Origin of the sequence: Lentzea sp. HUAS TT2 (assembly GCF_051853195.1) — a bacterium.
Lineage (GTDB): Bacteria > Actinomycetota > Actinomycetes > Mycobacteriales > Pseudonocardiaceae > Lentzea.
In genome coordinates, this window is the sequence record NZ_CP196667.1 from 10,005,380 (window position 1) to 10,028,949 (window position 23,570).

Consider the following 23,570-nt stretch of genomic DNA (forward strand, 5'->3'; position numbering starts at 1 on the left):
GCTCGGGGGTTGGGGCACACTGAATCAGGGTCATCTCAGGGGAGAACCTGACCCTTCGGTGCGGTGCCGTCGCAGAAGATGGTGCGCACAAGAGACCCACAGAGGGGAACAGACGAGTGAGCGCGTCCGATGGAGTCGCGGCCAGAGCCGTCGACGTTTGGAAGTCTTATGGGTCCGGCGACGCTGCCGTGACCGCGCTCGCGGGGGTGAGCGTCGACCTGGACAAGTCCAGGTTCACCGCGATCATGGGGCCGTCGGGGTCGGGCAAGTCCACGCTGATGCACTGCCTCGCGGGGCTTGACGACGTCACGAGCGGTGAGGTGTGGGTCGGTGACACCAAGGTCACCGGGTTGAAGGACCGCGGGCTCACGGAGCTTCGGCGGGACAAGGTCGGTTTCATCTTCCAGCAGTTCAACCTGCTGCCGACGCTGACCGCGGAGGAGAACATCACGCTGCCGCTCGCGATCGGCGGCAAGAAGGTCGACAAGGCGTGGTTCGACGTCGTCGTCGACACGGTGGGTCTGAGGGACAGGCTGACCCACCGGCCGACGCAGCTGTCGGGTGGTCAGCAGCAGCGCGTCGCTTGTGCGCGTGCGTTGGTGTCGCGTCCTGACGTCGTGTTCGCGGACGAGCCGACCGGCAACCTGGACTCGCAGTCCGGTGCCGAGGTGCTCGGGTTCCTGCAGCGGTCCGCCCGCGAGTTCGGGCAGACGATCGTGATGGTCACGCACGACCCGAACGCCGCGTCGTACGCCGACCGCGTCATCTTCCTCAAGGACGGCCACATCGTCCGCGAGCTGCTCTCCCCGTCGGCCGAAGAGGTTCTCGACACGATGAAGCACCTCGACTCTCCCGAAATGATCGAGAGCAGCGCGGTGCGCCGTGTTTAAGGCGACTCTCAAGAGCTTGCTGTCGCGCAAGCTCCGTTTGGTGCTGTCCGCGCTCGCGGTGGTGCTGGGCGTGATGTTCGTGTCCGGTTCGTTCGTTCTGACCGACACGCTGCAGCGCTCGTTCACCGACCTGTTCTCGTCGGCCTTCGCCAATGTGGACGTCTCGGTGTCGCCGAAGGCGGAGAAGGGCAAGCAGCCCGAACCGCTGACGCCGCAGGCGATCGCGAACGTGAAGTCGGTGCCGGGCGTGGCGTCGGCCGTCGGTGACGTGCAGGGTTCCGCACGGCCGATCGGCAAGAACGGCAAGGTCATGACCACGTCGGGCGCGCCCCGGTACGGTTTCAACTGGACGGGCACCGGCCTGGAGAAGATCCGGGACGGCCGCGCGCCGCAGTCCGAGAACGAGGTGGCGGTCGGCGCGTTCCTGGCGACGACCGGGGAGTTCAAGGTCGGCGACGAGATCTCGTTGCTCACCCAGGAGCCCAAGAAGACCTTCAAGATCTCCGGTGTCTTCGAGTACGCGGGTGGCCGCGACTCGATGGGCGGCGAGCTCGCGGTGGCGTTCACCGAGCCGGTCGCGCAGCAGTTGTTGCTGGGCAAGAAGGACGTGTACTCGGGCGTCACCGTCACGGCGGCGCAGGGCACCTCCGACGACGCGCTGCGGGACGCGGTCGCGGCGAAGATGGGCTCCGGCTACGACGTCAAGACCGGTGCGACGCTGGCGAAGGAGCAGGCCGACCAGATCAACGAGGGCCTGAAGTTCTTCAACTACGTGCTGCTCGGGTTCGCCGGCATCGCGTTGTTCGTCGGCATCTTCATCATCCTCAACACGTTCTCCATCATCGTCGCCCAGCGCACGCGGGAACTGGCGCTGCTGCGGTCGATGGGCGCCTCACGCGGCCAGGTCATCGGGTCCGTGGTGCTGGAGGCGCTGGTGATCGGCCTGATCGCGTCCGTCGTCGGCCTCGCGGCGGGCGTCGGTGTGGGAGCGTTGCTGGCCAACATCTTCAGTTCGTTCGGCGGCGGCAACCTGCGCCTCGCGGGCATCGGCGTGCCGATGTCGGCGATCATCTCGTCGTTCGCGGTGGGCATGATCGTCACCGTGATCGCGGCGGTCATGCCGGCGCTGCGGGCGTCGCGGATCGCGCCGGTCGCGGCGATGCGCGAGGCGGCGACGCCGGACCGGCCGCTCACGAAGATCACGATCACGGGCGCGCTGGTGGCGGCCGCCGGCGGCACGTCGCTGGCCTTCGGCTTCAACCAGGCCTCGCTGCCGCTGATCTTCGGCGGCATCCTCGTGGCGTTCGTCGGTGTCGCACTGCTGACCCCGATTCTGTCCAGGCCGATGGTGTCGCTGATCGGCCGCCTGCTGTCGTGGTCGATGCCGGGCCTGCTGGGACGCCGCAACTCCGCGCGCAACCCGCGCCGCACCGCGATCACCGCGGCCGCGCTGATGGTCGGCATCTCGCTGATCACCGGCGTGAGCGTGGTGCTGACGTCGGCGACCAAGTCGATCGAGAAGCTGGCCACCGGTCAGCTGCAGACCGACCTGATCATCTCCGGCGAGGGCCAGATGGAGGGCCAGCCGGCGACGTTCAAGCGGGACGTGCTCACCAGGATCGAGAAGACCGACGGCGTGAAGTCGGCGGTCGGCTGGTCTCAGGACGGCGTGCTGCAGGGCGAGGACCAGCTGTTCGCGGTCGGTGTCACGAACATGCCCGCGATGGCGACGATGTTCGCGCTGAAGCCGAAGTCCGGCTCCATCGCGCCGCTCAAGGACGACCAGCTCGCGCTGCCGGAGGAGCTGGCGGCCGAGAAGGGCTGGACGGTGGGCAGCAAGGTCGCGCTGCAGCTGGCCAAGGGTGCCGAACCGACGACCTACACGGTCGCCTTCATCTGGGTGAAGTCCCAGGTGCTGCAGGGCGCGCTGGTCCTGCCGGAGTCGGCCTCCGCGCAGTTCCGCTCCGACCAGATCGCCCAGGCGTTCGTCCAGGTCCAGTCCGGCGTGTCCGCGGCGGACGTGCAGAAGCGCGTCGAACCGCTGTTCGCCGACAACCCGGAGATCACCGTCCAGGACCGCAGCGCGTTCGTGAAGCAGACGACCTCGCAGTTCGACACGGTCCTGCTGATGATCCAGATCCTGCTGGCGCTGGCGATCCTGATCGCCGTCCTCGGCGTCATCAACACCCTGGCGCTGTCGGTGATCGAGCGGACCCGCGAACTGGGCCTGCTGCGGGCCGTCGGCATGCGGCGGTCGCAGGTGATGCGGATGATCACCGTCGAGTCGGTGGTGATCTCGGTGTTCGGCGCCGTGCTCGGCCTCGCGGTCGGTCTCGCACTGGGCATCGCGACCGTGCAGGCGCTGAAGGACCAGGGCATCTCGGAGATCGGGCTCCCCTGGGCCACCATGGTGCAGTACCTGGTGGTGGCGGCGTTCGTCGGCGTGATCGCGGCGATCCTGCCGGCGATCCGAGCAGCGAGACTCAACGTGTTGGACGCGATCGCCTACGAGTGAGGTCCCACAAGTCGTGTCCAAGTCTCGACTAGCCACGACTCGTACTTCTCGATCGACAGGTCCGTGGTCCTGGTGAGCAGCAGGTAGGTCTCGGCCTGGCCGAGCACCGCACCGGTCTCCGCGACCCAGTCCACGTTGTTCTCCGACATCAGGCCATCGGCGGCAAGCTTCCGGAAGAAGCCGCCGATGGCCTGATGTGTCTGGGTGCGGCCCGCCTGCGCACGTTCGGCGATCTCGGGCTCGATCGCCTCGGCCTGCTGCGCCACCTGAAGCAACGCCCCGGTGCGCTCCATGAGCTGCGCGCCGATCCTGGCCATCCGCGCGATGCGTTCTCGAGCCGTCGGCGCGTTCATCGCCTGCTGGAACCAGTCCCGGTCCGGCACGGCCACGCGGTGGTAGTCCCCCGCGATCGCCACGTCCAGGCAGCGCTGCAACAGCGCGGCCTTGCCCTCGAACCGCACGTACACCGTGCGTGCCCCCACCCCGGCGTGTCGCGCCACGTCGGCCAGCGTCGTCGCCACGTAGCCGCGTTCGGTGAACAGCTCCGTCGCCGCCTCGATGATCCGGACCTCGGTGTCCGCCCGGCGCGCCGCCCGCAAATCCCTGTTGACGTCCTCTGTCACATGTTGCAGTCTAACTGCATAAGTGCAGTCTCACTGCAATCAGGAGGTAACGAGATGAGCACCGCGCCACTGCTGGAGGGCGTCCACCACGTCAAGCTGCCGGTCTCCGACCTGGAGAAGTCACTGGCCTGGTACCAGGACCACCTCGGCTACCTGCCCGTCATGCACTTCGTCGAGGAGGGCGTCCTGATGGGCATCGCCCTGGTGCATCCCAACGGAGGGCCGGGCTTCGCGATCCGCCTCGACCCGGAGAAGGCCGTGGCGGCGGCCGGGTTCGACTACTTCGCCATCGGCGTGCCGGGCGAGGAGGCGATCAACGCGCTCGCGGCTCACCTCGCCGGGAAGGGGGTCCCGCACGCGGGCGTGATGCGGACGCACGTCGGCTGGCTGCTGTCCGGCGTCACCGACCCGGACGGGTACGACATCCGGTTCTACACGGTGCCGCTGGAGATCCCGGAGGGCGCCGGGCTGATGGTGAGAGAGACATGAAGAGGTTGCTGTGCCAGGCCGTCGCACACTGACACAGCAACCCGATCAACTGAAATCAAGCATGGGGACAGGTGTCCCGGTAAGCACTGATGAGCGTGTTCGGCGCAGGAGCCGGACACAGGAACTGGTCGTACCGCACGTCGTCGTCCACGAACCGCTTGAGCCACGACAGCGTGTACTTCCGCACCGTCACGTTGTCGCTGCGAGGCGCCGAGTGGTCACCACCGCGCAGCTCCAGGAACGCCTTGTCGGGCGCGGCCGTGATCGAGTTGTAGAACGGCGTCGAGTGCTGCGAGTTGGGCGCGGTGGGGTCGTTCTGGCCGCCGAGCACCAGGGTCGGCACCTGGACCGTCGACCAGCTCTTGGTGGTGTGCCAGCCGGCCATCGGGATCGAGGCCTGCAGGGCGGGCCGGGTCGCGGAGGCGCGCAACGCTCCGCCGCCGCCCATCGAGTGACCCATCACGGCGAGGCGCGAGGCGTCGACGCGGGGGTTGGTGCGGACCGCGTAGTCGAGTGCCGCCAGCAGCTGGCGGCCACGGCTGTCGGGGTCGTCGAAGCCGGACAGGGTGTTGATGGTGATCACGACGAACCCGTAGGACGCCAGTCGCGGGCCGAAGTGCGCGACCGAGGACTGGGTGGCGGTGAAGCCGGGTGAGACGGCGACAGCGCCGAACGTGAGATCGCTGGTCGGGGTGTAGATCGTGCCGCCGCCGAAGTTCGACTGGCGGGCGATGGCAGCGGACGTCACGGCGAAGGTGCCGCGAGCTGCCTCGACCGATGCGGCCGTGGGAGCGGGGCCGCGTTCGTAGGGGTTGGCCGCCGCGGTGGCGACGGCGGGGGTGGCGACTGGGATCAGCGCCAGGGTGAGTGCCGCAAGCACGACTTTGATGCGCACGACGATGACACCTCGATTGGTTGCAGGGGAACCAAAAACCGACGGCGAGGCTCACGCTACCGCCCGGTAGCCCGGAGGGGATTCGGCCACTTGGATGGTTACCGGGACATTTCGACGATGTTCGACGATTGGTCATCGAACCCGCCGCGGTTACCCAGCGCAGCAGACCGGGACATTGTCGTCCGGTCCAGTCACCGTAGAAGCGGTATGCGGCCAATCGGATGGCGCACAAGGGTGATCACGTGCCCACTCGGAGACAGTTCCTCGTTCTGAGCTCCACAGCAGCACTCACCAGTCTGCTGTCCGAGACTCCCGCGTCCGCAGCCGAAGTCGCGCAGCCCTATGCGTCCTACTGGCACCCGGCGACGATCCTGAACTGGAATCCGTCGACCGACCGCGACGCGAAGTACAACCGCAGCACGGTGCCGCTCGCGAAACGTGTCGTCCCGGCCAGACCGGCCAACGCGCACGCCCACCCCGACGAGGCCCGAGTGCAGGCGCTGGTGGCGTACGCGCCCACGAGCAACAACCCCGCACAGGGCGCGCTCGACATGAACTACTACGCCACGAACTACTGGCAGTACATCGACGAACTGGTGTTCTGGGGCGGGTCCGCGTCCGAGGGCCTGATCCTCGCTCCGAACCCGACGGTCACGGACGCCGCGCACCGCAACGGCGTCAAGGTCATCGGCAACGTCTTCCTCCCGCCGACCGCATACGGCGGCCAGATCCAGTGGGTCCGCGACTTCGTACGGCGTGAGGGCGACCGGTTCCCCGTGGCGGACAAGATGATCCAGGTCGCGCGCCACTACGGGTTCGACGGCTGGTTCCTCAACCAGGAGACCGCCGGCGGCAACACCCAGCTCGCCACCGACATGCGCGACTTCATCGTCTACATGAAGAAGAGCGGGCTGCGGGTCATCTGGTACGACGCGATGACCGACACCGGCAGCGTCAGCTGGCAGAACGCGCTGACCGCGCGCAACCGGACGTTCTTCGAGCAGTCCGACGAGATGTTCATGAACTTCTGGTGGAGCACGCAGGGCCTGGCGAGCTCGGCCGCGCTGGCCCAGCAGATGGGCCGCAGCCCGTACGACCTCGCCTCCGGTGTGGACGTCGAGGCCAACGGCTACAACACCAGCGTCGGCTGGGCGAGCGTCTTCCCCGAGAACAAGCCGCACGTGACGTCGCTCGGCTTCTACCGTCCGGAGTGGACGTTCAAGTCGGCGACCAGCCCGGCCGACTTCTACAGCAGGGACAACAGGTTCTGGGTCGGTCAGAACGGCGACCCGTCGAACACCACGACGACGTCGAACTGGAAGGGCGTCGCCCACTACGTCACCGAGCTGACGCCGATCACGTCGCTCCCGTTCGTCACGAACTTCAACACCGGCCACGGCAGGAAGTTCGCCGTCGGCGGCACGGTCCGGTCGGCGCAGGCCTGGAACAACCTGTCGCTGCAGGACGTCCTGCCGACCTGGCGGTGGAGCGTCACGGGTACGGGCACGAAGGTCACCCCGTCGTTGGACTGGGACGACCCGTACGACGGCGGCACCGCGCTGAAGATCACCGGCACGCCGCAGTCCGCCAACGACGTCCGCCTGTTCGCGACGTCGCTGAAGCTGACCGGCAGCAGCCAGTTCGAGATCGTCCACCGCACCGGCACCGGCCCGTCCCGGCTCCAGGCGGTCCTCCGGATCGGTACGACGGACCACGTCCTCGACCTCGGCGGGGTCAGCGGGGCGTGGCGGCGCAGCGTCTTCCCGCTCGGCGAGCACTCCGGCGCGACGCTCACCGAGATCTCGCTGCGGGTCCTGCCCGGTGCGGCCGTCACCGCGCTGATCGGCCGGATCGGCGTCACGAACCCGGTCATGACTCCCCCGGCCGCGCCGACGAACGTCCAGGTCGAGCAGGTGAGCCGCACCAACGCCACGGCGGCGTCGGCCCGGCTCACCTGGACGCGCTCATCCGGTGCGAGGCAGTACCGGGTCTACAAGTGGACCGGTTCCGAACGGATCTTCCTCGGCGGCACGACGAACGACGCGTACTTCGTGCCGGCGATCCCGCTCAACTCGGGCGAGACCGCGCAGATCGAGGTGGAGGCGGTCAGCGAGGCGTTCGACGTCTCCCCGCCCGCGACGATCTCCATCACTGGTACACCCTGACGTAGTCCAGCACCATGTCCTGCGGCAGCTGCGTCCCGGCCCCCGGCGGGCCGGGCCAGTCGCCGCCCACCGCGTTGTTGATGATGATGAAGAACGGGTGGTCGTAGACCCACGGGCCGCGCGTGGTCTCCAGCACGTTCCGGTCGACGGTGAAGAACCTGTTGCCGTCCACGGAGAACGTCATGTGGCTGGAGTCCCACTCCACCGCGAACGTCCGGAACGCCGACGACGCCGGCTGGCCGAGCGCGAGCGGTGAGCCGTACCCGCCCGCGCCGAAGTAGGCGGGCGCGTGCAGGGTCGAGTAGACGGTGTTCGGTTCCTTGCCGACGTGTTCCATGATGTCGATCTCGCCGGTGTAGGGCCACGGCCTGCCCTGGTCGAAGAAGTCCGCGCCCAGCATCCAGAACGCCGGCCACAGCCCCTGCGTCGACGACACCTTGATCCGCGCTTCGACGCGGCCGTAGGTGAACTTGAACTTGCCGTAGGTGTTGAGCCGCGCGGACGTGTACTGGCAGGTCCCGCTGCCGCTCACCGGATCGACGGGGCACGCGCTGCCCGGCGTCACCTCACGACGGGCCTGCAGCACCAGGTTGCCGTTGCCGTCGTGCCGGGCGTTGTTGTTGTTCGTGTAGTACTGCAGCTCGTTGTTCACGCCGGGCCCGGTCTCCGGCGTCCACTTCGAGGCGTCCGGTCCGGTGCCCGCGGGCGCGTTGAACTCGTCCGCCCACACCAGCCTGCCGGGGAACGACGGGTTCGGCGGCAACGGCGGTGGCGTGATCGGCGCGCCGCCCGTGCCGTAGACCTGGAACTCCCACAGCGAGTAGCCGTAGCCGTTCGACCTGGCCGTGCCGTACATCCGCACGTACCGGCCGGTGCCGCTGACCGTCAGCGTCTCCTTGAACCCGCGTCCGGTGGTGGTCGAGTAGATCTGCCGCCAGTTCGCGTTGTCGTCGGACACCTCGAGCCGGTAGGCGGTGGCGAACGCCGGATCCCACTGCAGCACGACCTTCGAGATCTGGGCGGTGGCACCGAGGTCGACGGAGATCCAGCCGGGGTCGACCCAGCCGTTCACCGGGCTCGTCGCCCAGCGCGAGGCGGGATCGCGGTCGAACGCCCTGGCCGGCGAGCACTGCCAGCAGTTCCCGTCGTCCTGGAACGTCGACGCCGCACCGGTCTTCCCGTACGACAGCAGGGTTTCCCCGCCGGTGCCACCGTCACGGGTGCCGAACACCTGGAACTCCCACAGCGAGTAGCCCCACTGCGTGGCCCGGGCGGTGAGATCGAGGCGCACGTATCTGCCGGTACCGGTGACCGGGAGCGTCTCCGTGCCGCCCGGCCCCGTCGTCGTTCGACGAAGTTCCTGCCAGCTGTTGCCATCAGCGGAAATGCTGAGCGTGTAGGCCCGCGCGCTGGCGGATTCCCAGGCCAGCACGACCTGGTCGACCCGTGCGGACGAGCCGAGGTCGATCTGGATCCACTGCGGATCGCTGAACGTGCTCGACCAGCGGGTGCCGAGATCGCCGTCGACCGCGGCGGCCGCGCCGAACGCGACGTTCTCGCTGCTGGACGCGGTCACCGGGCGGTTCTGGGAGATCAGCGGACCGGCGGCGGAGGCCGACAGCGGGACGAGCAGAGAGGCCGCGACCATCGCCGCGACGAAGAGAGGGAGTCTTCCGCGTTGAAGCCTTCCTGACATGGGTGCTCCTGGGGCCGGAGAACGGGAGGTGACGGCGAGAGAGCGCTCTCTTGCGACAGGAGTTCAGAGCCGAGGATTGGGGCACCGCCCACGCCCTGTCAAGAAAACCGGGACTTCTGAACCGTTACTTGCACATTGACGGCCGATTACGGGCTGCGCCATGCTCGATGAGCGTGAGAGCGCTCTCCCAATCCTGCTGCGGAGAGGAAAGCTTCAATGAGGAAGCCCTTGTTCCACATCGCCGCCGTCATCGGGCTGATAGCCACAGCGCTCAGCATTCCGGTTGCGGCACAAGGAGAACCTGTCCGCGTGGCCGAGTTCCTCGCGGAGTGTCCGATCAGTCACCGGCTGGCGGACGACCCGATCGTGCTGCCGAACCTGGCCGGTGCCTCGCACTTCCACGACTTCTTCGGCAACCACTCGACGAACGCCAGGTCCACCCAGCAGTCGCTGGAGGGCCAGACCGGCAACTGCAACCCGGCCGCGGACATCTCGTCCTACTGGGTGCCGACGCTGTACCGGGACAACACCGCGATCGCCCCGACCGGGGTCACCTTCTACTACCTCGGTGAGGGCGTGAACAACCCGGCGGCGATCCAGCCGACGCCGTACGGGCTGAAGATCGTGGCGGGCAACGCGAAGGCCACCGGTGATGCCGACAGCATCGCGCGCTGGTCCTGCCTGCACGCCGGGCACGTCAACCCGTCCAAGAACTTCGTGACCTGCCCGGCGGGCACGATGCTCGAGACCTACCTGGACTTCCCGCAGTGCTGGGACGGGCGCAACCTCGACTCGGCCGACCACAAGTCCCACATGTCCTACCCGGTCGCGGGCGGCTGCCCGTCGAGCCACCCCGTCTCGGTGCCGAAACTGCGGATGGTGCTGAGGTATCCGGTCAACGGCTCCACGGCCGGACTGCGCCTCGCTTCCGGCACAGGGCAGACGATGCACGGTGACTTCTTCAACGTGTGGCCGCGCGCCGAAATGGAGCGCCGCGTCCGCAACTGTCTCAACGTGGTGATCAAGTGCGACCACGCCGGCAACCACGGTTGACAGTGCTCCTGCTGGCAGGCCTTCTCGCGGCCTGCCAGCAGGCTCCACCCCCGCAGCCGGCACCGGACCCGACTCCCCAGAACGGTTACGGCGCAACGGAACGGGCGTTCGTCGAGCTCGCCATCGCCACCGACGAGCAGGCGCTCAAGCTGCTCGACCTCACCGACTCCGCGTCGCTCAAGGAGAACCGGAACATCGAGCTCGCCGAACTGAGGAAGCTCCTCGACGCGCCGTACGTGAACAACCACGCCGGGCACGACATGCCGGGAATGCCGACGGACGCCGAGATCCAGCTGGCCTCGACCAGCCCGGACGCGCTCCGGCAATTCGTCCGCACGCACCTCACCGAGTCGCTGGAGGTCGTGCGCTCGGCCGGTGCCGCGATCACCCACCCGCCGACCGCCGAGGTGGTCAAGCTGATGGAACGCCACCGCACCGCGGAACTGGCGGCCGGGTGAAGCGCGTGACGCTGGAGGAGGTGGCTCGCGTGGCAGGAGTGTCGCGCGCGACCGCGTCGAGGGTCGTCAACGGCGCCTCCAGCGTCGACGAGTCACTCCGGCACGCCGTGCAGAAAGCCATCTCCAGCACCGGTTATCTGCCGAACATCGCCGCGCGGTCGCTGGTCACGCGCCGGGCGGCCGCGATCGGGTTGCTGCTGCCCGACGAACGCCGCATGGACGGCGACCCGCACCTCGCGAGCGTCGTCAGCGGCGTGACCAGGGTCGTGCGGCCGCTCGGCATCCACCTCGTGCTGATGATGACCGGGCCGGGCACCCGCGAGCAGGCGCTGAGCGACCTGCGGTGCGGGCGCCTGGACGGCGTGATCCTCGTGCACACCGACCCGGCGGATCCGGTGCCGGGCCGGCTGATCGCGGCCGGGCTGCCGGTCGTGCTCGCCGGCCGCCCGCTCAAGCCGATGCCGATCACCTACGTCGACGTCAACCAGACCGCCGGTGCCGCCCTGGCCGCGCGACGGCTCAAGTCGTTGCAGTGCAACAGGATCGCGACGATCACCGGCCCGCAGGACACCCCGGCCGGCCAGGACCGGCTCGCCGGGTTCCTCGCGGAGGTGCCGGACGCCGTGGTGGTGCACGGTGACTTCACCCGGCAGTCCGGCGTGGCCGCGATGGAACGGCTGATCAGATGGTGCCCCGACGTGGACGGCGTGTTCATCGCCTCGGACCTGATGGCGAACGGCGCGATCCCGGTGCTGCACCGCAGCGGCCGCAAGGTCCCCGACGACGTGGCGATCGTCGGGTTCGACGACAGCAGCGCCGCGTTGACGTCCGAACCCGAGCTCACGACCGTGCGTCAGCCGATCACCGACATGGCCGCGGAGATGGCGCGTCAGCTGTTGCGGCAGATCGGCGACCCGCGCTCCCCCGCCACGTCGGTCGTCTTCGAACCGTCCCTGGTGGTGCGGGACAGCGGCTGATCACGTGGTGCGCACGCGCACCGGCATGGTCCTGGCGATCGCCCACGTCCCGGCCAGCGCGGCCACGAACGCCGCCGCGGACACCAGGTGCCACCCGGAGCCCAGCAACACCGGCAGGTTCGGGATGAACGGCAGTTCGCCCGACCCCGGGATCCCCACGGTCGTGACGGCCAGGAGCGGCAGGACGATCGGGATCGAGAAGACACCGCCCGCGCCGAACCTGTCGAAGGCCGCCGCGCAGAACATGCCGGCCGCGGTCCACACCAGGAACATCAGGAGGTACGCGACCGGTGAGGCGTGCCCGTCCGAACGCCAGTCCATCACCGAGTAGATCCCGCCCTCGACGAGGAACCCCAGCCAGCCGGCCAACGCCGTCACGAACGCCAGCGCGACGCTGAAAGCCGTTGCCCCGGCGAGGAACTCCCGGCGCGTGCGGCCGTGCGCGACGGCGATCGGCAGCAGGTTGTGGATCAGGTAGATGCCGACCCAGAACAGGAACCAGCGCGCGATCTGCGAGATCACCACGTTCCACGCGCTGAGCTCGACGCGGGTGAACGCGTCGACCGCGAACGGGGTCACGACGGCCAGCGCGAAAGCTCCGGCCAGGATCAGCGCGCAGAACACACCGACCGAGCCCGTCAGGTGGCGGAAGATCTTCACAGCTTGCCTCCGACCGGTTCGGTGAGGTGGACGAACAGGTCCTGCACCGCGATCGGGCCGAGCTCCAGGCCGAGCTGGCGGGCACGGATCAGCTGGTCGTCGTCGAGAGCGCCGTAGACCATCGCGGCCTTGGTGCGCCCCAGCGACTTCTCGCTCAGCACGGTCAGCCCGAGGGTGAACTCGTCGACGTCGGAGGCGTTCCCGGTGACCTCGGTACCGCGCGAGCGCAGCACGTCGGCCTCCTCCTGCAGCACCAGCCGGCCGCCGTCGATGATCAGCACCTCCTCCAGCAACGAGGAGAGCTCCTCGATGAGGTGCGTGGAGATGATGATCGTGCGCGGGTGCGTCATGAAGTCGCCGAGCAGCGCGTCGTAGAACGCGTAGCGGGTCGGCGTGTCCATGCCGAGGTGCGACTCGTCCAGCATCGTCAGCGGGGAGCGGCTGGCGAGCCCGATCACGACGCCGAGCGCCGAGCGCTGCCCCAGCGACAGCGCGCCGACCTTGGTCTTCAGCCCGATCTTGAACAGGTCGGCGAGCTCCAGCGCGTAGTCGTTGTCCCACGTGGCACGCCACGCGGCGCCGTGCTCCAGGACGTGCGAGACCTTGTCGCCCTTGTCCGCGGCGTCGGCGCTGTGCCGCACCAGGCACACCTGACTCATCGCGGTGGCGTTCTCGAAGACCGGCAGGCCGTCGAGCTGAACGGATCCTGAAGGCTTGCGGTAGCCGGCCAGCGCCGACATCAGGCTGGTCTTGCCGGAGCCGTTGCGGCCGAGCAGGCCGTAGATCTTGTTGCCGGCCAACGAGAAGCTCATGTCGTTGACCGCGGTGACGTCGCCGTAGCGCACCGTTAAGCCCTGCACGTCGACCCGCATCACGCGCCCCCGTTGTTGTCGTGCTGTTCGATCCTGCGGATGACGTCGGCGAGCGGGATGCCGATGGCGCGGGCCTCCGCGACCATCGGGTCCACGACCTCGTCGAAGAACGTCTCCCGCCCCTGTGCCCGCAGCATGTCGCGAGCCCTCGTGCTCACGAACATCCCGATCCCCCTCTTCTTGTAGAGCACCTGCTCGTCCACGAGCTGCTGGAACGCCTTCGCGGCCGTCGCCGGGTTGATCCGGTAGTAGGAGGCGTACTGGTTGGTCGACATGACCTGCTCGTCCGCCTTCAACGCCCCGCTGAGCACGTCCGCCTTGATCCGGTCGGCGATCTGCCGGTAGATCGGGCTCCGGTCGTCGAACATGGCCCTAGTTCCTCGGTTCGTTACTCATGTAATGAACCATAGCAGTGGCGAGGTAGCATCGACCAGGTGGTCGGGGTCGCGATTCTGTGCGCGGTGCTCGCGGCCGGGTGCAGCGCACTCGGCGCGATGTGGCAGCACGCCGGTGTCCGGGAGACGCCCGGCCTGAAACTGACCTCGGCGCACCAGCTCGTGCGATCACGCCGGTGGGTCTACGGGTTCCTGGTGCTCTTCGCGTGCGCGGTCCTGCAGGTCTTCGCGCTCGCCCTGGCCCCGGTGTCGGTGGTCGCGCCGCTGAACGCGCTGGCCATCCCGATCATCGCGGTGGCGCGGGCGCGCCGGCTCACCGGGCTGCTCGCCGTGGCGGTGCTCGTGGCGACGGCCGGGATCGTGGTGTTCGTGTCGATCACGGCGGGCGCGGCGGTGCCGACCGACGTGTCGCCGAAGGTGGCGTTGCAGGCGGGCCAACTCGTCGTCGCGGGTGTGCTGGTGTGCGTTGTCGCCGCGACCTTCACGGTCGGCGCTGTCCGTGCGCTGGCGCTCTCCGTGGGTGCAGGCATCGCGTACGGGCTGGTCGCGGTGCTGGTCAGGGACGTGACGACCGCTCTGCCCGTGATCGAGTGGGTCTCGCTCGGCGGGCTCGCGATCGCCTTCCTGACGGGCGCGTGGTTCATCCAGCTCGGGTACGCCGCCGGGCCGCCGGACCTCGTCGTGGCCGGGCAGACCGTGGTGAACCCGATCGTGGCCGCGTGGATCGGCATCAAACTGCTCGGCGAGGGCACGGGCATGAGCGCGCTGTCCCAGGCAGGCCTGGTGATCAGTGCCGTGGCGGCCGTCTCCGGCACCGTCGTGCTGGCCTACTACCACCGTGCGAGAGTCACGGCATGACCTTCGTCGTCACGGGTGGCAGTGGATCGCTGGGCAGGCACGTCGTCGCCGCGTTGCCGGGAGCGCGGTCGGTCTCCCGTGCGAGCGGCACGGATCTGGTGCGCGGCACGGGGTTGGGCGCGTTGCGGGCGGACGTGGTGGTGCACTGCGCGACGTCGTTCCGGCACGAGGTCCCGATGGCACGGGCGGTGCTGGCCTCGAAGCCCGCGCACCTGGTGTACATCTCGATCGTCGGCTGCCACGAGGTGCCGCTCCCCTATTACAGGCAGAAGCTGGCCGCCGAGCGGGTGATCATCGATTCCGGTGTGCCGCACACGATCCTGCGGGCCACGCAGTTCCACTCGTTGCTGCACAAGATGTTCGACGGCGCGTCGAAGCTGCCGCTGATGCTCGTGCCGGGGTTCCGCTTCCAGCCGGTCGACGAGGCCGAGGTCGGCTTGGAGCTGGCCGCGCTGGCGCAGGGGTCACCGTCGGGCAAGGCACCCGAGATGGGCGGCCCGGAGATCCGCGAGGCCGTCGACTTCGCGCGGATGTACCTGGCCGCAACGGGAAAGACGCGCCGGCTCGTGCCGTTGAAGGTGCCAGGGGCGACGTACCGCGCCTACCGCGCGGGCGGGAACCTGACTCCCGGCCGCGCGGTGGGCAAGCGAACGTTCGAGGACTACCTCACCGGATCGACGCAGGCCTGAGGTCCGTCCAGTTCTCCTCGACGTAGCTCAGGCACGCCTCGCGGCTCTCCTCGCCGAAGACCTTGGTCCACCCGGCGGGCACCTCCGCGAACACCGGCCACAGCGAGTGCTGCTGCTCTTCGTTCACCAGAACGAAGAATCGGCCCTGCGGGTCCTCGAACGGGTTGGTCATGACGATCCCTTTCTGGTGGAACTACTTGACTGCCTGGAGCCTGGGTTCTGCCTGCTGCGCGACCCGCCGCAGCACGGAGTCGAGGATCTCCCCGACGCGCACGGCGGTGTTCGACAGCAGCGACGACGTGATGCCGTGCGTGTGTTCGGTGCCGCCCTGGAGGTAGATGCCGCCGCGCAGGCCGTCGCCGGTGACGACGCGGTAGTCGCGGGTCACCTTCAGCCGGCCGCGTTCGTCGCGTTCGCAGTGCCGTGCCAGGTCGCCGAGCAGCCGGACGGGGTCGGCGGGACGGTAGCCCGTCGCGTAGACGATCACGTCGGCGTCGATCGGCAGCCTGCCGCCGTCCGCGAGCGACTCGACCACGCACTTGCCGTCGGCGGTCACGTCGGTGAGCTTGGAGGTGTTGTGCAGCAACAACCTCGGGCGGCCGACGACCTTCTCGCGGTACACCCGCCGGTACAGCTCCTCGATCAGGTCGCCGTCGACCACGCCGTAGTTGGTGTTGGCGTGGTAGCCCATGAGCTTGCGCTTGACCTCTTCCGGCGCTGCGTAGAAGTCGTCCACCGCGGCGGGGTCGAAGATCCGGTTCGCGAACGAGCTGTCGTCGGCGGGGCTGTAGCCGTACCGCGCGAAGACGCCGTGCACCTCCGCCGCGGGGAACCGGTCGTGGAAGAACGCCACGGCCTCTGCCGCGCTCTGCCCTGCTCCGACCACGACGACCTGGCGAGGGTCCTTCAGGCTGTCGACGCGGGTGAGCAGGTCCTTGTTGTGCCAGATGCGGTCGCTCGTCTCGATGCCGTCCGGCAGGTTCGCCTCGAGCCCGGTGGCCAGCACCAGGTTGCGCGCCCTGACCCGCTGGTCGTCCGCGGTGAACTCGAAGCCGTCGGCGATCGCCCTGACCTGCGAGACCTCGGCGCCGTAGGAGACGTGGTGCCCGACGCGCTGCGCGGCCCACTCGAAGTAGTCGTGGAACTCCTTGCGCAGCGGAAAGAGGTTCTTGTGGTTGACGAAGTCGATCAACCGCCCGCGGTCGCGCAGGTAGCACAGGAAGCTGAAACTGCTGGTGGGGTTGCGCAAGGTGACGAGGTCCTTGAGGAACGACACCTGCATGGTGGCGTCCTCGAGCAGCATGCCCCTGTGCCAGCCGAACCGCTGCTGCCGTTCGAAGAAACGAGCTCTGACAGGCAGGTCGTGTTCCTCCACGGCGATCGCGAGAGCGAGGTTGGACGGCCCGAACCCAATTCCGGCCATGTCTAACACCGGTTCCATCGCGATCCTCTCCAGGCACTCCCTCGAACAGCGTAAAGTAACCCTAACTTAACTAAGGTATGCCTTAGCTAGTACATTCGGACGTGATCTACGCCGCTGGATCGGGGGAACGGCCGTGCGCGAGCGTCGCTCGAGTGCCGGAGATGGAACCGGCCCGGCCGCTGTGGGGGCGCAGAGATTCCACAACAACCGGGCCGGGGACTGGATGACCAGGGATTACGCCCTGGAACGGGTGATCAGGTCACGGAACCACTGCGCGCTCCGCTTCAGGGTGCGTTCCTGGGTCTCGTAGTCGACGCGGACGATGCCGAAGCGCTTGGCGTAGCCGTAGCCCCACTCGAAGTTGTCCATCAGCGACCACGCGAGATAACCGCGCACGTCCGCACCGGCCCGCACCGCGGCGGCCACGGCCCCGATGTGCGACTTCAGGTACTCGACGCGGTCGGTGTCGGCGACGTAGCCATCCTCGACGTCGAGGTCGTCGAAGGCCGCGCCGTTCTCGGTGATCACCATCGGCACGCCGTAGTCCTCGTGCAGCCGGACGAGCAGCCGCGTGAAGCCCTCGGGGACGATCTCCCAGCCCATCGCGGTGACCGGGTTGCCCTGCGGCACCACCTCGGACACGGCCGGGTCATCGGTCGCCCTGTGGACGTGCGAGGTGTAGTAGTTCACGCCGAAGACGTCCAGCGGCGTCGAGATGATGTCCATGTCGCCGGGGCGGACCGGGAGCTCGGCACCGCGTGCGGCGATGTCGACGAGCACGTCCTCCGGATAACGCCCGTGCACCAGCGGATCCATGTAGATCCGCGTGCCGAGGCCGTCCGCGCGACGGGCCGCGTCCACGTCGCGCGGGTCGTCCGAGGCGGCGGTGTGGGTGCCCATGTTCAGCGTGATGCCCAGCGACGTCACGCCGCGCGTCCTCAGCTCCTGTGCGGCCAGGCCGTGTGCCAGCAGCAGGTGGTGGGTGGCGCGCATCGCCTCGGCGAAGTTCGTGCGGCCCGGCGCGTGCCGTCCGGTGTCGTAGCCGAGCATGGCCGAGCACCACGGCTCGTTCAGCGTCGTCCACGTCGGCACGCGGTCGCCCAGCGCGTCGTGCACCAGGCCCGCGAACTCGGCGAAGCGGTAGGCGGTGTCGCGGTGCGGCCAGCCGCCCGCGTCCTCCAGCTCCTGCGGCAGGTCCCAGTGGTAGAGCGTCAGCCACGGGTCGACGCCCTTGGCCAGCAGCTCGTCGACGAGCCGTGAGTAGAAGTCGACGCCCTTGGCGTTCACCGGGCCGCGGCCGCCGGGCTGGATGCGCGGCCACGACACGGAGAAGCGGTACTTGTCGACGCCCAGGCGCGCGATCATCGCCACGTCGGACGGCATGCGGTGGTAGTGGTCGCACGCCACGTCACCGGTCTCGCCGTTCTCCACGGCACCGGGACGGCGGGAGAACGTGTCCCAGATGGACAGTGTCCGGCCGTCCTCGTCGTACGCGCCCTCGATCTGGTACGCCGAGGTCGCGACACCCCAGAAGAAGTCCGCGGGCAGTCCTGCGGTCACGTCAGACACGCGCGTCCTCCAGCCAGCACGCCACGCGGCGGCGTTCCTCGACGGACTCCAGCGACGGCATCCGCTCACCGCACACGTCCATCGCGGACGGGCACCGCGGGTGGAACGGGCAGCCAGACGGCATCGACCGCAGGTCCGGCGGTGAGCCGGGAATGCCCTTCAGCTCACGGCGCGGGCCGCGCAACGCCGGGAACGACCCCAGCAGGCCCTGGCTGTACGGGTGCTTGGCCGCGCGGTAGATCTCGTCGGCAGGAGCCTCCTCGACCACCCGCCCGCCGTACATGATCGCGATGCGGTCGGAGAACTCGACCAGCAGCGAGATGTCGTGGGTGATGAAGATGACCGAGAAGCCGAGCGTCTCGCGCAGCCTCATCATCTGGCCGAGGATCTGCCTCTGCACCACCACGTCCAGCGCGGTCGTCGGCTCGTCCATGATGACGATCTCGGGCTCCAGCGCGAGCGCCATCGCGATCATCACGCGCTGCCGCATGCCGCCGGAGAGCTGGTGCGGGTACGACGACAGCCGGTCGACCGGGATGCCGACCAGCGACAGCAGCTCGCGGCCGCGCGCCGTGCGTTGCGGGCGCTTCATCTGCGGCCGGTGGGTGCGCAGCACGTCGTCGATCTGCGTGCCGACCGAGATCACCGGGTTCAGCGCGTTCATCGCGCCCTGGAACACGATCGCGATCTCGTTCCACCGCAGCACCTGCAGCTGCTTGTCGCTCAACGACAGCAGGTCCTGACCCTTGAACAGCACCTCGCCGGACGGCACCTTGCCCGGTACCTGGAGCAGACGGGTCGCGGCGTAGGCCAAAGTGGACTTGCCGCTGCCGCTCTCCCCCGCCAGGCCGAGCACCTCGCCCGCGTTCAGCGTCAGCGAGACGTTGTGCACGGCTCGCAGGTTGCCGTAGTCCACCGAGAGATCGCGGATCTCCAGCACCGGGCTCATGCGCGCACCTTCCGCAGGCGGGGATTCGCGTACTCGTCGATCCCGAAGTTGATCAGAGCCAGTGCCGTGCCCAGCAACGCGATGCACAGGCCGGCGGGGACGAACCACCACCACGCGCCCAGGCCGAGCGCCTGGTTGCTCTGCGCCCAGAACAGGATCGTGCCCCAGTTCCAGGTCGACAGCGAGATCACGCCGACGAACGACAGGGTGATCTGCAGCATGACCGCGAAGATCACCGTGCCGACGAAGCCGGAGCCGATCACGGCCAGCAGGTTCGGCAGGACCTCGAACACGATGATGCGCCAGGTCCGTTCGCCGGACGCTCGAGCGGCCTCCACGAAGTCCCTGCGCCGCAACGACATCGTCTGCGCGCGCAGGATGCGGGCACCCCACGCCCACGCGGTCAGGCTGATCACCGCGGCGATCAGGACCGTGTCCGCCGAGGGCAGCATCGAGGCCACGATGATGATCAGCGGCAGCGCCGGGATCACCAGGAAGACGTTGGACAGCATGGACAACGCCTCGTCGGCCGCGCCGCCGAGGAACCCGGCGGTCACCCCGACCAGGATCGACAGGAAGGTCGCGAGCACACCGCAGACCAGCCCGACGACCATCACTCCCCTGGTGCCCACGAGCACCTGGGAGAAGATGTCCTGCCCGGTCATGGTCGTGCCGAACCAGTGCGCGCCCGACGGCGGCGACAGCAGGTCGTCGCTCATCGCGGACGGGTCGTACGGCGCGATCCACTCGCCGATCACCGCGATCAGCGTGAAGAAGGCCAGAATCCCCAGGCCCAGCTTGGTCTTGAAGTTCATCGGAGTCTCAGCCCTCCCGCCGCGTGCGCGGGTCCAGCAGCAGGTAGCCGATGTCCGCGAGCAGGTTCGCCACCAGCACGGCCAGTGTGATCACCAGGAACACTCCCTGCATCAACGGGTAGTCCTTCGCGCCGATGCCCTGGAACAGCACGTAGCCCAGGCCCGGGTAGGAGAACACCATCTCGACCAGCAGGGCGCCGCCGACGATGAAACCCAGCGACAGCGCGAAACCGGAGATCGACGGCAGCACGGCGTTGCGAGCCGCGTAGGCGAACATGATCCGCTTCTGCGTGAGCCCCTTGGCCCGCGCGACGAGCACGTAGTCCTCCGCCGTCACGGTCACCATCATGTTGCGCATGCCCAGGATCCAGCCGGCCACCGAGCTCACGATGATCGTGACGCCGGGCAGCACGGCGTGCTCCAGCATGCTGCCGATGAACTCGCCGGAGAACTCCGGCACCAGCCCCGGCGCGTACCCGCCGGACGCGGGGAACAGCGGCCACGTCACGGAGAACAGCGAGATCGCGATCAGGCCGAGCCAGAAGTACGGGATCGACGACAGGAACGTCGTGATCGGGATGAGGTTGTCCATCCACGACCCGCGCTTCCACCCCGCGTAGACACCCAGCAGGGTGCCGAGCAGGAACGCGATGATCGTGGTGACGCCGACCAGCCCGAGCGTCCACGGCATCGACTGCGCGAGCACGTCGGCGACCGGCGTCGGGAAGAACGTGAACGACAGCCCGAGGTCGCCCTGCACCAGGGAACCCCAGTAGGCGACGTACTGCTCCCAGATCGACTTGTTGTCGTCGAGCCCGAAGAGGATGTACAGCGACTCCATCGCGTCGCTGTTCAGCCGTCCACCGAGCTTGGTGATCATGGCCTGCACCGGGTCGCCCGGCAGGAACCGCGGCAGCAGGAAGTTCACCGTGATCGCTGCCCACAGGGTGACCAAGTAGAACAGCGCACGGCGCAACAGGAAGGTCATGCCGCCGCCTCCACGTACAGCCAGCAGGCCGCCCAGTGCCCGTAGGAGTCGACCTCGGTGCGCGGGGGCGCCTGCGTCCAGCACCGCTCCTGCACCTTCGGGCAGCGCGCGGCGAACTGACAACCGGTGGAGACCTGCGCGACCTCCTCCAGCGGCGCGTCCAGCGCGAGCACCGACCGTTCCGGGTCGGGCGCGGACTCGATCAGCAGCTGCGTGTACGGGTGGGCCGGCCGCTGCGTCACGGACTCGCTCTCGCCGCCCTCGACGATCTGCCCGCCGTACATCACGAACGTCTCGTCGGCGAAGTAGCGCGCCGACGCGATGTCGTGCGTGATGTAGAGGACCGCGAGCTTGAGCCGTTCCTTCAGGTCCAGCAACAGGTTCAGCACACCGAGCCGGATGGAGACGTCCAACATGGACACCGGTTCGTCGGCGAGCAGCACCTCGGGGTTCGCCGCGAGCGCCCGTGCGATCGCGACGCGCTGCCGCTGACCGCCCGACAGCTCGTGCGGGTACCGCGCGGCGAAGTCGGTGGGCAGGTTCACCCGTTCCAGCAGTTCCTCGACCGTCTCCGACTGCTTGTGGATCTTCAGCGGCCGGGTCAGGTGGTAGCGGATCGTGTGGATCGGGTTGAGGGACGCGAAGGGGTCCTGGAACACCATCTGGACCTTGCGCCGGTACTCCCGGACCCTTCGCACCTTCTCGCCGTCCAGCAGGATCTCGCCGGAGGTGGGTTCCACGAGCCGCGCGAGCAGCTTCGCCACCGTCGACTTGCCCGAACCGGATTCGCCGACGAGGGCGGTCACGCGCCCACGGCGCAGGACGATGGAGACGTCCTGCACCGCGCGCACGCGCTTGTAGGTCTTGACCAGACCCTTCGCTTCAAGCGCGACTTCATTCATGGTTCTACGACCCCGCGGGCTTCAGCTTCATGACGATCTGCAGGGCGTTGGGCAGGGTCGCCTGCGGCGGACCGTACGGGTCCTCCTCCGACGGCCAGCCGACCCAGTTCTTCGTGCTGTACTCCGCACCGATCGGGCCGGCGGAGGTCGGGATCATCGGCACCTGCTCGACCATGATCTTCTGCAGCACCGCGAGGGCCTTGGCCCGCGCCGCGTCGTCGCCGGCGTTCGCGTACTCGGCCAGCGCCGCGGTCGCCTCGGGGCTGTTGTAGCGGCCGAAGTTCACCGCCGCGGTCTGCCCGATCGGCTTGATCTCCGCCGCGTCCATGATGTTCTGGTACATCTCGTACGGCGTCGCGCCGGTGTTGGTCCAGCGCAGCGAGCCCTGGAACGCGCCGTTCGCGAAGTCGGTCGTCCACGCGTCCGCCGTCTGCGTGCGCACGGTCGCCTCGATGCCGATCTTCTTCAGGTCGCCCTTGATGATGTCGAGCACCGTCAGGTAGTCGGACCAGCCGGACGGGTTCGTGAGCTCGATGGTGACCGGCTTGCCGCCGGGCGCCTTGAGCACGTCGCCCTCGAGGGTGAAGCCGGCGGCCGCGAGCTTCTGCTTCGCACCGTCGACGTCGATCTTGAACTTCGCGTCCTTGTACTCCGGCGCGAGGAACGAGTCACCGGCGGGCAACGGCATGCCGGTCTTCGACTCGAGCTTCGGGAACAGGCGGGCCTCACCCTTGACGAAGATCGCCTCGCGGTCGATCACGTCGCTCATCGCGGAGCGCAGCGCGGCGTTGTCGAACGGCGCCACCGTCGTGTTCAGCCACAGACCGTGGATGCCGAGACCCGCGGGGAACCAGAGCTTGTGGTTCGCCGGGTCCTTGTCGACGTAGAGCTTCTGGTAGTCCGGGATGAAGACGTACGACCACTGGCTCGCGCCCGACGCCAGCGCGGTGGTCTGCGCCGTGTTGTCGTTGTACGAGGTGTACTGGATCTCCGGGACCTTGGGCAGTTCCTGCCAGTACTCGGCGCGCCGGGCGATCGTGACGGTCTGCGAGGTGAACGACTTCAGCTCGTACGGACCGGTGCCGACGGGCTTCGGGTTCGTGTAGGTCGTCGGGTCGGGGACGGTGCTCCACACGTGCTGCGGGATGACCATCGCGCTGATGACCTTGTTGCGGTTCACGAACTGCGGCGTCGCGAACGAGACCTCGACCTTGTTGTCCGGCGTCGCCGTCGCGGTCTCGACCTTGAGCGAGTCGCGGTTGTTGAGCGCCGGCCACTTCTTCAGGATCTCGTACGAGAAGGCGACGTCAGCGGCCGTGAGCGGCTTGCCGTCGGACCACTTCACGTTCTCCCGGATCGTGAAGGTGACCTTCTTGTAGTCAGGCGTCCAGTCCCACTTGGTGGCGAGCCACGGCACCGGGTCCTGAGCAGGGCGCGTGTTGTTCACGAACGCCAGCGGCTCGTAGATCTGGTAGCGGTAGCCGAGCGAACCCGCCGCCGACGTGGGCAGGAACGGGTTGTGGTTCTCGGTCAGCGGCCCGTTGGGCATGCCCACGGTCAGCACTCCGGCAGCCTTGGTGGCGCCACCAGAGGAGCAACCGGTCGCCGCGAGCGCCAGTGCCAGCGCGACGATGACTGTTCTGCGCATGGGGGAATCTCCCGATACGACGGAGGCATGAGAGCGCTCTC

The 23,570-nt window shown here is 68.3% G+C and carries 23 protein-coding genes; 9 read left to right on the forward strand and 14 right to left on the reverse strand.

Annotated elements, in window-relative coordinates; genetic code table 11:
• Positions 1-188: 188 nt before the first annotated feature.
• Positions 189-890 carry an ABC transporter ATP-binding protein gene (locus ACSHWB_RS47395; protein WP_439659915.1) on the forward strand — a complete coding sequence of 234 codons (702 nt, stop codon included), beginning with the start codon at positions 189-191 and terminating at the stop codon, positions 888-890.
• Positions 883-3,405 (forward strand): ABC transporter permease, encoded by a 2,523-nt coding sequence (locus ACSHWB_RS47400; RefSeq protein ID WP_439659916.1) that lies wholly within the window; start codon positions 883-885, stop codon positions 3,403-3,405. The genes ACSHWB_RS47395 and ACSHWB_RS47400 overlap by 8 nt, the downstream gene beginning before the upstream one ends.
• On the opposite strand, the gene ACSHWB_RS47405 is transcribed toward ACSHWB_RS47400, so the two are convergent.
• Entirely contained in the window at positions 3,396-4,028 is a 633-nt protein-coding gene (locus ACSHWB_RS47405; protein WP_439659917.1) for a TetR/AcrR family transcriptional regulator, read from the reverse strand. The two genes, ACSHWB_RS47400 and ACSHWB_RS47405, sit on opposite strands and share 10 nt — an antisense overlap.
• A gap of 54 nt (positions 4,029-4,082) precedes the next feature.
• Between ACSHWB_RS47405 and ACSHWB_RS47410 the strand changes: the two genes are divergently transcribed.
• Positions 4,083-4,517 (forward strand): VOC family protein, encoded by a 435-nt coding sequence (locus ACSHWB_RS47410; RefSeq protein WP_439659918.1) that lies wholly within the window; start codon positions 4,083-4,085, stop codon positions 4,515-4,517.
• 55 nt (positions 4,518-4,572) lie between these two features.
• Here ACSHWB_RS47410 and ACSHWB_RS47415 read toward each other — a convergent pair whose 3' ends face one another.
• Positions 4,573-5,412, reverse strand: a complete 840-nt coding sequence (locus tag ACSHWB_RS47415) for a dienelactone hydrolase family protein (RefSeq protein ID WP_439659919.1) — start codon at positions 5,410-5,412, stop codon at positions 4,573-4,575.
• A 242-nt stretch (positions 5,413-5,654) separates the two neighbouring features.
• Between ACSHWB_RS47415 and ACSHWB_RS47420 the strand changes: the two genes are divergently transcribed.
• Positions 5,655-7,577 carry an endo-beta-N-acetylglucosaminidase gene (locus tag ACSHWB_RS47420; protein WP_439659920.1) on the forward strand — a complete coding sequence of 641 codons (1,923 nt, stop codon included), beginning with the start codon at positions 5,655-5,657 and terminating at the stop codon, positions 7,575-7,577.
• On the opposite strand, the gene ACSHWB_RS47425 is transcribed toward ACSHWB_RS47420, so the two are convergent.
• Positions 7,561-9,273 carry a discoidin domain-containing protein gene (locus tag ACSHWB_RS47425; protein WP_439659921.1) on the reverse strand — a complete coding sequence of 571 codons (1,713 nt, stop codon included), beginning with the start codon at positions 9,271-9,273 and terminating at the stop codon, positions 7,561-7,563. The genes ACSHWB_RS47420 and ACSHWB_RS47425 overlap by 17 nt on opposite strands.
• Positions 9,274-9,489: 216 nt before the next feature.
• Here ACSHWB_RS47425 and ACSHWB_RS47430 point away from each other — a divergent pair, with 216 nt between their 5' ends.
• The 3 genes from ACSHWB_RS47430 to ACSHWB_RS47440 are packed head-to-tail and all read left to right on the forward strand — an operon-like array spanning position 9,490 to position 11,761.
• Positions 9,490-10,326, forward strand: coding sequence for a DUF1996 domain-containing protein (locus ACSHWB_RS47430; RefSeq protein WP_439659922.1), 837 nt, complete (start codon positions 9,490-9,492; stop codon positions 10,324-10,326).
• Positions 10,323-10,784 (forward strand): hypothetical protein, encoded by a 462-nt coding sequence (locus ACSHWB_RS47435; RefSeq protein ID WP_439659923.1) that lies wholly within the window; start codon positions 10,323-10,325, stop codon positions 10,782-10,784. Before ACSHWB_RS47430 ends, ACSHWB_RS47435 begins: the two co-directional genes overlap by 4 nt.
• Positions 10,785-10,789: 5 nt before the next feature.
• Entirely contained in the window at positions 10,790-11,761 is a 972-nt protein-coding gene (locus ACSHWB_RS47440; RefSeq protein ID WP_439659924.1) for a LacI family DNA-binding transcriptional regulator, read from the forward strand.
• Here the strand turns inward: ACSHWB_RS47440 and ACSHWB_RS47445 are convergent, their stop codons facing one another.
• From ACSHWB_RS47445 to ACSHWB_RS47455, 3 genes are read right to left on the reverse strand one after another with little or no spacing between them, the layout of a single operon-like run.
• Positions 11,762-12,421 carry a hypothetical protein gene (locus ACSHWB_RS47445; protein ID WP_439659925.1) on the reverse strand — a complete coding sequence of 220 codons (660 nt, stop codon included), beginning with the start codon at positions 12,419-12,421 and terminating at the stop codon, positions 11,762-11,764.
• A complete protein-coding gene (locus ACSHWB_RS47450; RefSeq protein WP_439659926.1) occupies positions 12,418-13,293 on the reverse strand; it encodes an ATP-binding cassette domain-containing protein in 876 nt (291 codons plus the stop codon). The genes ACSHWB_RS47445 and ACSHWB_RS47450 overlap by 4 nt, the downstream gene beginning before the upstream one ends.
• A complete protein-coding gene (locus ACSHWB_RS47455; protein ID WP_439659927.1) occupies positions 13,293-13,661 on the reverse strand; it encodes a GntR family transcriptional regulator in 369 nt (122 codons plus the stop codon). The genes ACSHWB_RS47450 and ACSHWB_RS47455 overlap by 1 nt, the downstream gene beginning before the upstream one ends.
• Before the next feature lie 66 nt (positions 13,662-13,727).
• On the opposite strand from ACSHWB_RS47455, the gene ACSHWB_RS47460 reads away from it, so the two are divergent.
• Both ACSHWB_RS47460 and ACSHWB_RS47465 read left to right on the forward strand, forming a co-directional pair.
• On the forward strand, positions 13,728-14,546 hold the full coding sequence (locus ACSHWB_RS47460) for a hypothetical protein (RefSeq protein ID WP_439659928.1): 819 nt from the start codon (positions 13,728-13,730) through the stop codon (positions 14,544-14,546).
• Positions 14,543-15,235 (forward strand): SDR family oxidoreductase, encoded by a 693-nt coding sequence (locus tag ACSHWB_RS47465; RefSeq protein WP_439659929.1) that lies wholly within the window; start codon positions 14,543-14,545, stop codon positions 15,233-15,235. The genes ACSHWB_RS47460 and ACSHWB_RS47465 overlap by 4 nt, the downstream gene beginning before the upstream one ends.
• Here the strand turns inward: ACSHWB_RS47465 and ACSHWB_RS47470 are convergent.
• From ACSHWB_RS47470 to ACSHWB_RS47505, 8 genes are all read right to left on the reverse strand, one after another.
• Positions 15,213-15,407: an MbtH family protein gene (locus tag ACSHWB_RS47470; protein ID WP_439659930.1), complete on the reverse strand. Its 195-nt coding sequence runs from the start codon at positions 15,405-15,407 to the stop codon at positions 15,213-15,215. The two genes, ACSHWB_RS47465 and ACSHWB_RS47470, sit on opposite strands and share 23 nt — an antisense overlap.
• Before the next feature lie 21 nt (positions 15,408-15,428).
• Complete coding sequence (locus ACSHWB_RS47475) at positions 15,429-16,676, reverse strand: lysine N(6)-hydroxylase/L-ornithine N(5)-oxygenase family protein (protein WP_439659931.1); 1,248 nt, start codon at positions 16,674-16,676, stop codon at positions 15,429-15,431.
• 216 nt (positions 16,677-16,892) lie between these two features.
• Positions 16,893-18,227, reverse strand: a complete 1,335-nt coding sequence (locus tag ACSHWB_RS47480) for a GH1 family beta-glucosidase (RefSeq protein WP_439659932.1) — start codon at positions 18,225-18,227, stop codon at positions 16,893-16,895.
• Positions 18,220-19,176 (reverse strand): ABC transporter ATP-binding protein, encoded by a 957-nt coding sequence (locus ACSHWB_RS47485; protein WP_439659933.1) that lies wholly within the window; start codon positions 19,174-19,176, stop codon positions 18,220-18,222. The genes ACSHWB_RS47480 and ACSHWB_RS47485 overlap by 8 nt, the downstream gene beginning before the upstream one ends.
• Positions 19,173-19,991: an ABC transporter permease gene (locus ACSHWB_RS47490; protein WP_439659934.1), complete on the reverse strand. Its 819-nt coding sequence runs from the start codon at positions 19,989-19,991 to the stop codon at positions 19,173-19,175. The genes ACSHWB_RS47485 and ACSHWB_RS47490 overlap by 4 nt, the downstream gene beginning before the upstream one ends.
• 7 nt (positions 19,992-19,998) lie before the next feature.
• Positions 19,999-20,979 carry an ABC transporter permease gene (locus ACSHWB_RS47495; RefSeq protein ID WP_439659935.1) on the reverse strand — a complete coding sequence of 327 codons (981 nt, stop codon included), beginning with the start codon at positions 20,977-20,979 and terminating at the stop codon, positions 19,999-20,001.
• Complete coding sequence (locus ACSHWB_RS47500) at positions 20,976-21,881, reverse strand: ABC transporter ATP-binding protein (protein ID WP_439659936.1); 906 nt, start codon at positions 21,879-21,881, stop codon at positions 20,976-20,978. The genes ACSHWB_RS47495 and ACSHWB_RS47500 overlap by 4 nt, the downstream gene beginning before the upstream one ends.
• Before the next feature lie 4 nt (positions 21,882-21,885).
• Positions 21,886-23,529, reverse strand: a complete 1,644-nt coding sequence (locus tag ACSHWB_RS47505) for an ABC transporter substrate-binding protein (protein WP_439659937.1) — start codon at positions 23,527-23,529, stop codon at positions 21,886-21,888.
• Between the last annotated feature and the right edge of the window lie 41 nt (positions 23,530-23,570).

Excerpts from the sequence above, each read along its gene's own strand:
- ACSHWB_RS47410 (WP_439659918.1), top strand. The coding sequence starts at position 4,083 with ATGAGCACCGCGCCACTGCTGGAGGGCGTCCACCACGTCAAGCTGCCG.
- ACSHWB_RS47425 (WP_439659921.1), bottom strand. The coding sequence starts at position 9,273 with ATGTCAGGAAGGCTTCAACGCGGAAGACTCCCTCTCTTCGTCGCGGCG.
- ACSHWB_RS47430 (WP_439659922.1), top strand. The coding sequence starts at position 9,490 with ATGAGGAAGCCCTTGTTCCACATCGCCGCCGTCATCGGGCTGATAGCC.
- ACSHWB_RS47450 (WP_439659926.1), bottom strand. The coding sequence starts at position 13,293 with ATGCGGGTCGACGTGCAGGGCTTAACGGTGCGCTACGGCGACGTCACC.
- ACSHWB_RS47455 (WP_439659927.1), bottom strand. The coding sequence starts at position 13,661 with ATGTTCGACGACCGGAGCCCGATCTACCGGCAGATCGCCGACCGGATC.
- ACSHWB_RS47465 (WP_439659929.1), top strand. The coding sequence starts at position 14,543 with ATGACCTTCGTCGTCACGGGTGGCAGTGGATCGCTGGGCAGGCACGTC.
- ACSHWB_RS47470 (WP_439659930.1), bottom strand. The coding sequence starts at position 15,407 with ATGACCAACCCGTTCGAGGACCCGCAGGGCCGATTCTTCGTTCTGGTG.
- ACSHWB_RS47475 (WP_439659931.1), bottom strand. The coding sequence starts at position 16,676 with ATGGAACCGGTGTTAGACATGGCCGGAATTGGGTTCGGGCCGTCCAAC.
- ACSHWB_RS47485 (WP_439659933.1), bottom strand. The coding sequence starts at position 19,176 with ATGAGCCCGGTGCTGGAGATCCGCGATCTCTCGGTGGACTACGGCAAC.
- ACSHWB_RS47490 (WP_439659934.1), bottom strand. The coding sequence starts at position 19,991 with ATGAACTTCAAGACCAAGCTGGGCCTGGGGATTCTGGCCTTCTTCACG.
- ACSHWB_RS47495 (WP_439659935.1), bottom strand. The coding sequence starts at position 20,979 with ATGACCTTCCTGTTGCGCCGTGCGCTGTTCTACTTGGTCACCCTGTGG.
- ACSHWB_RS47500 (WP_439659936.1), bottom strand. The coding sequence starts at position 21,881 with ATGAATGAAGTCGCGCTTGAAGCGAAGGGTCTGGTCAAGACCTACAAG.
- ACSHWB_RS47505 (WP_439659937.1), bottom strand. The coding sequence starts at position 23,529 with ATGCGCAGAACAGTCATCGTCGCGCTGGCACTGGCGCTCGCGGCGACC.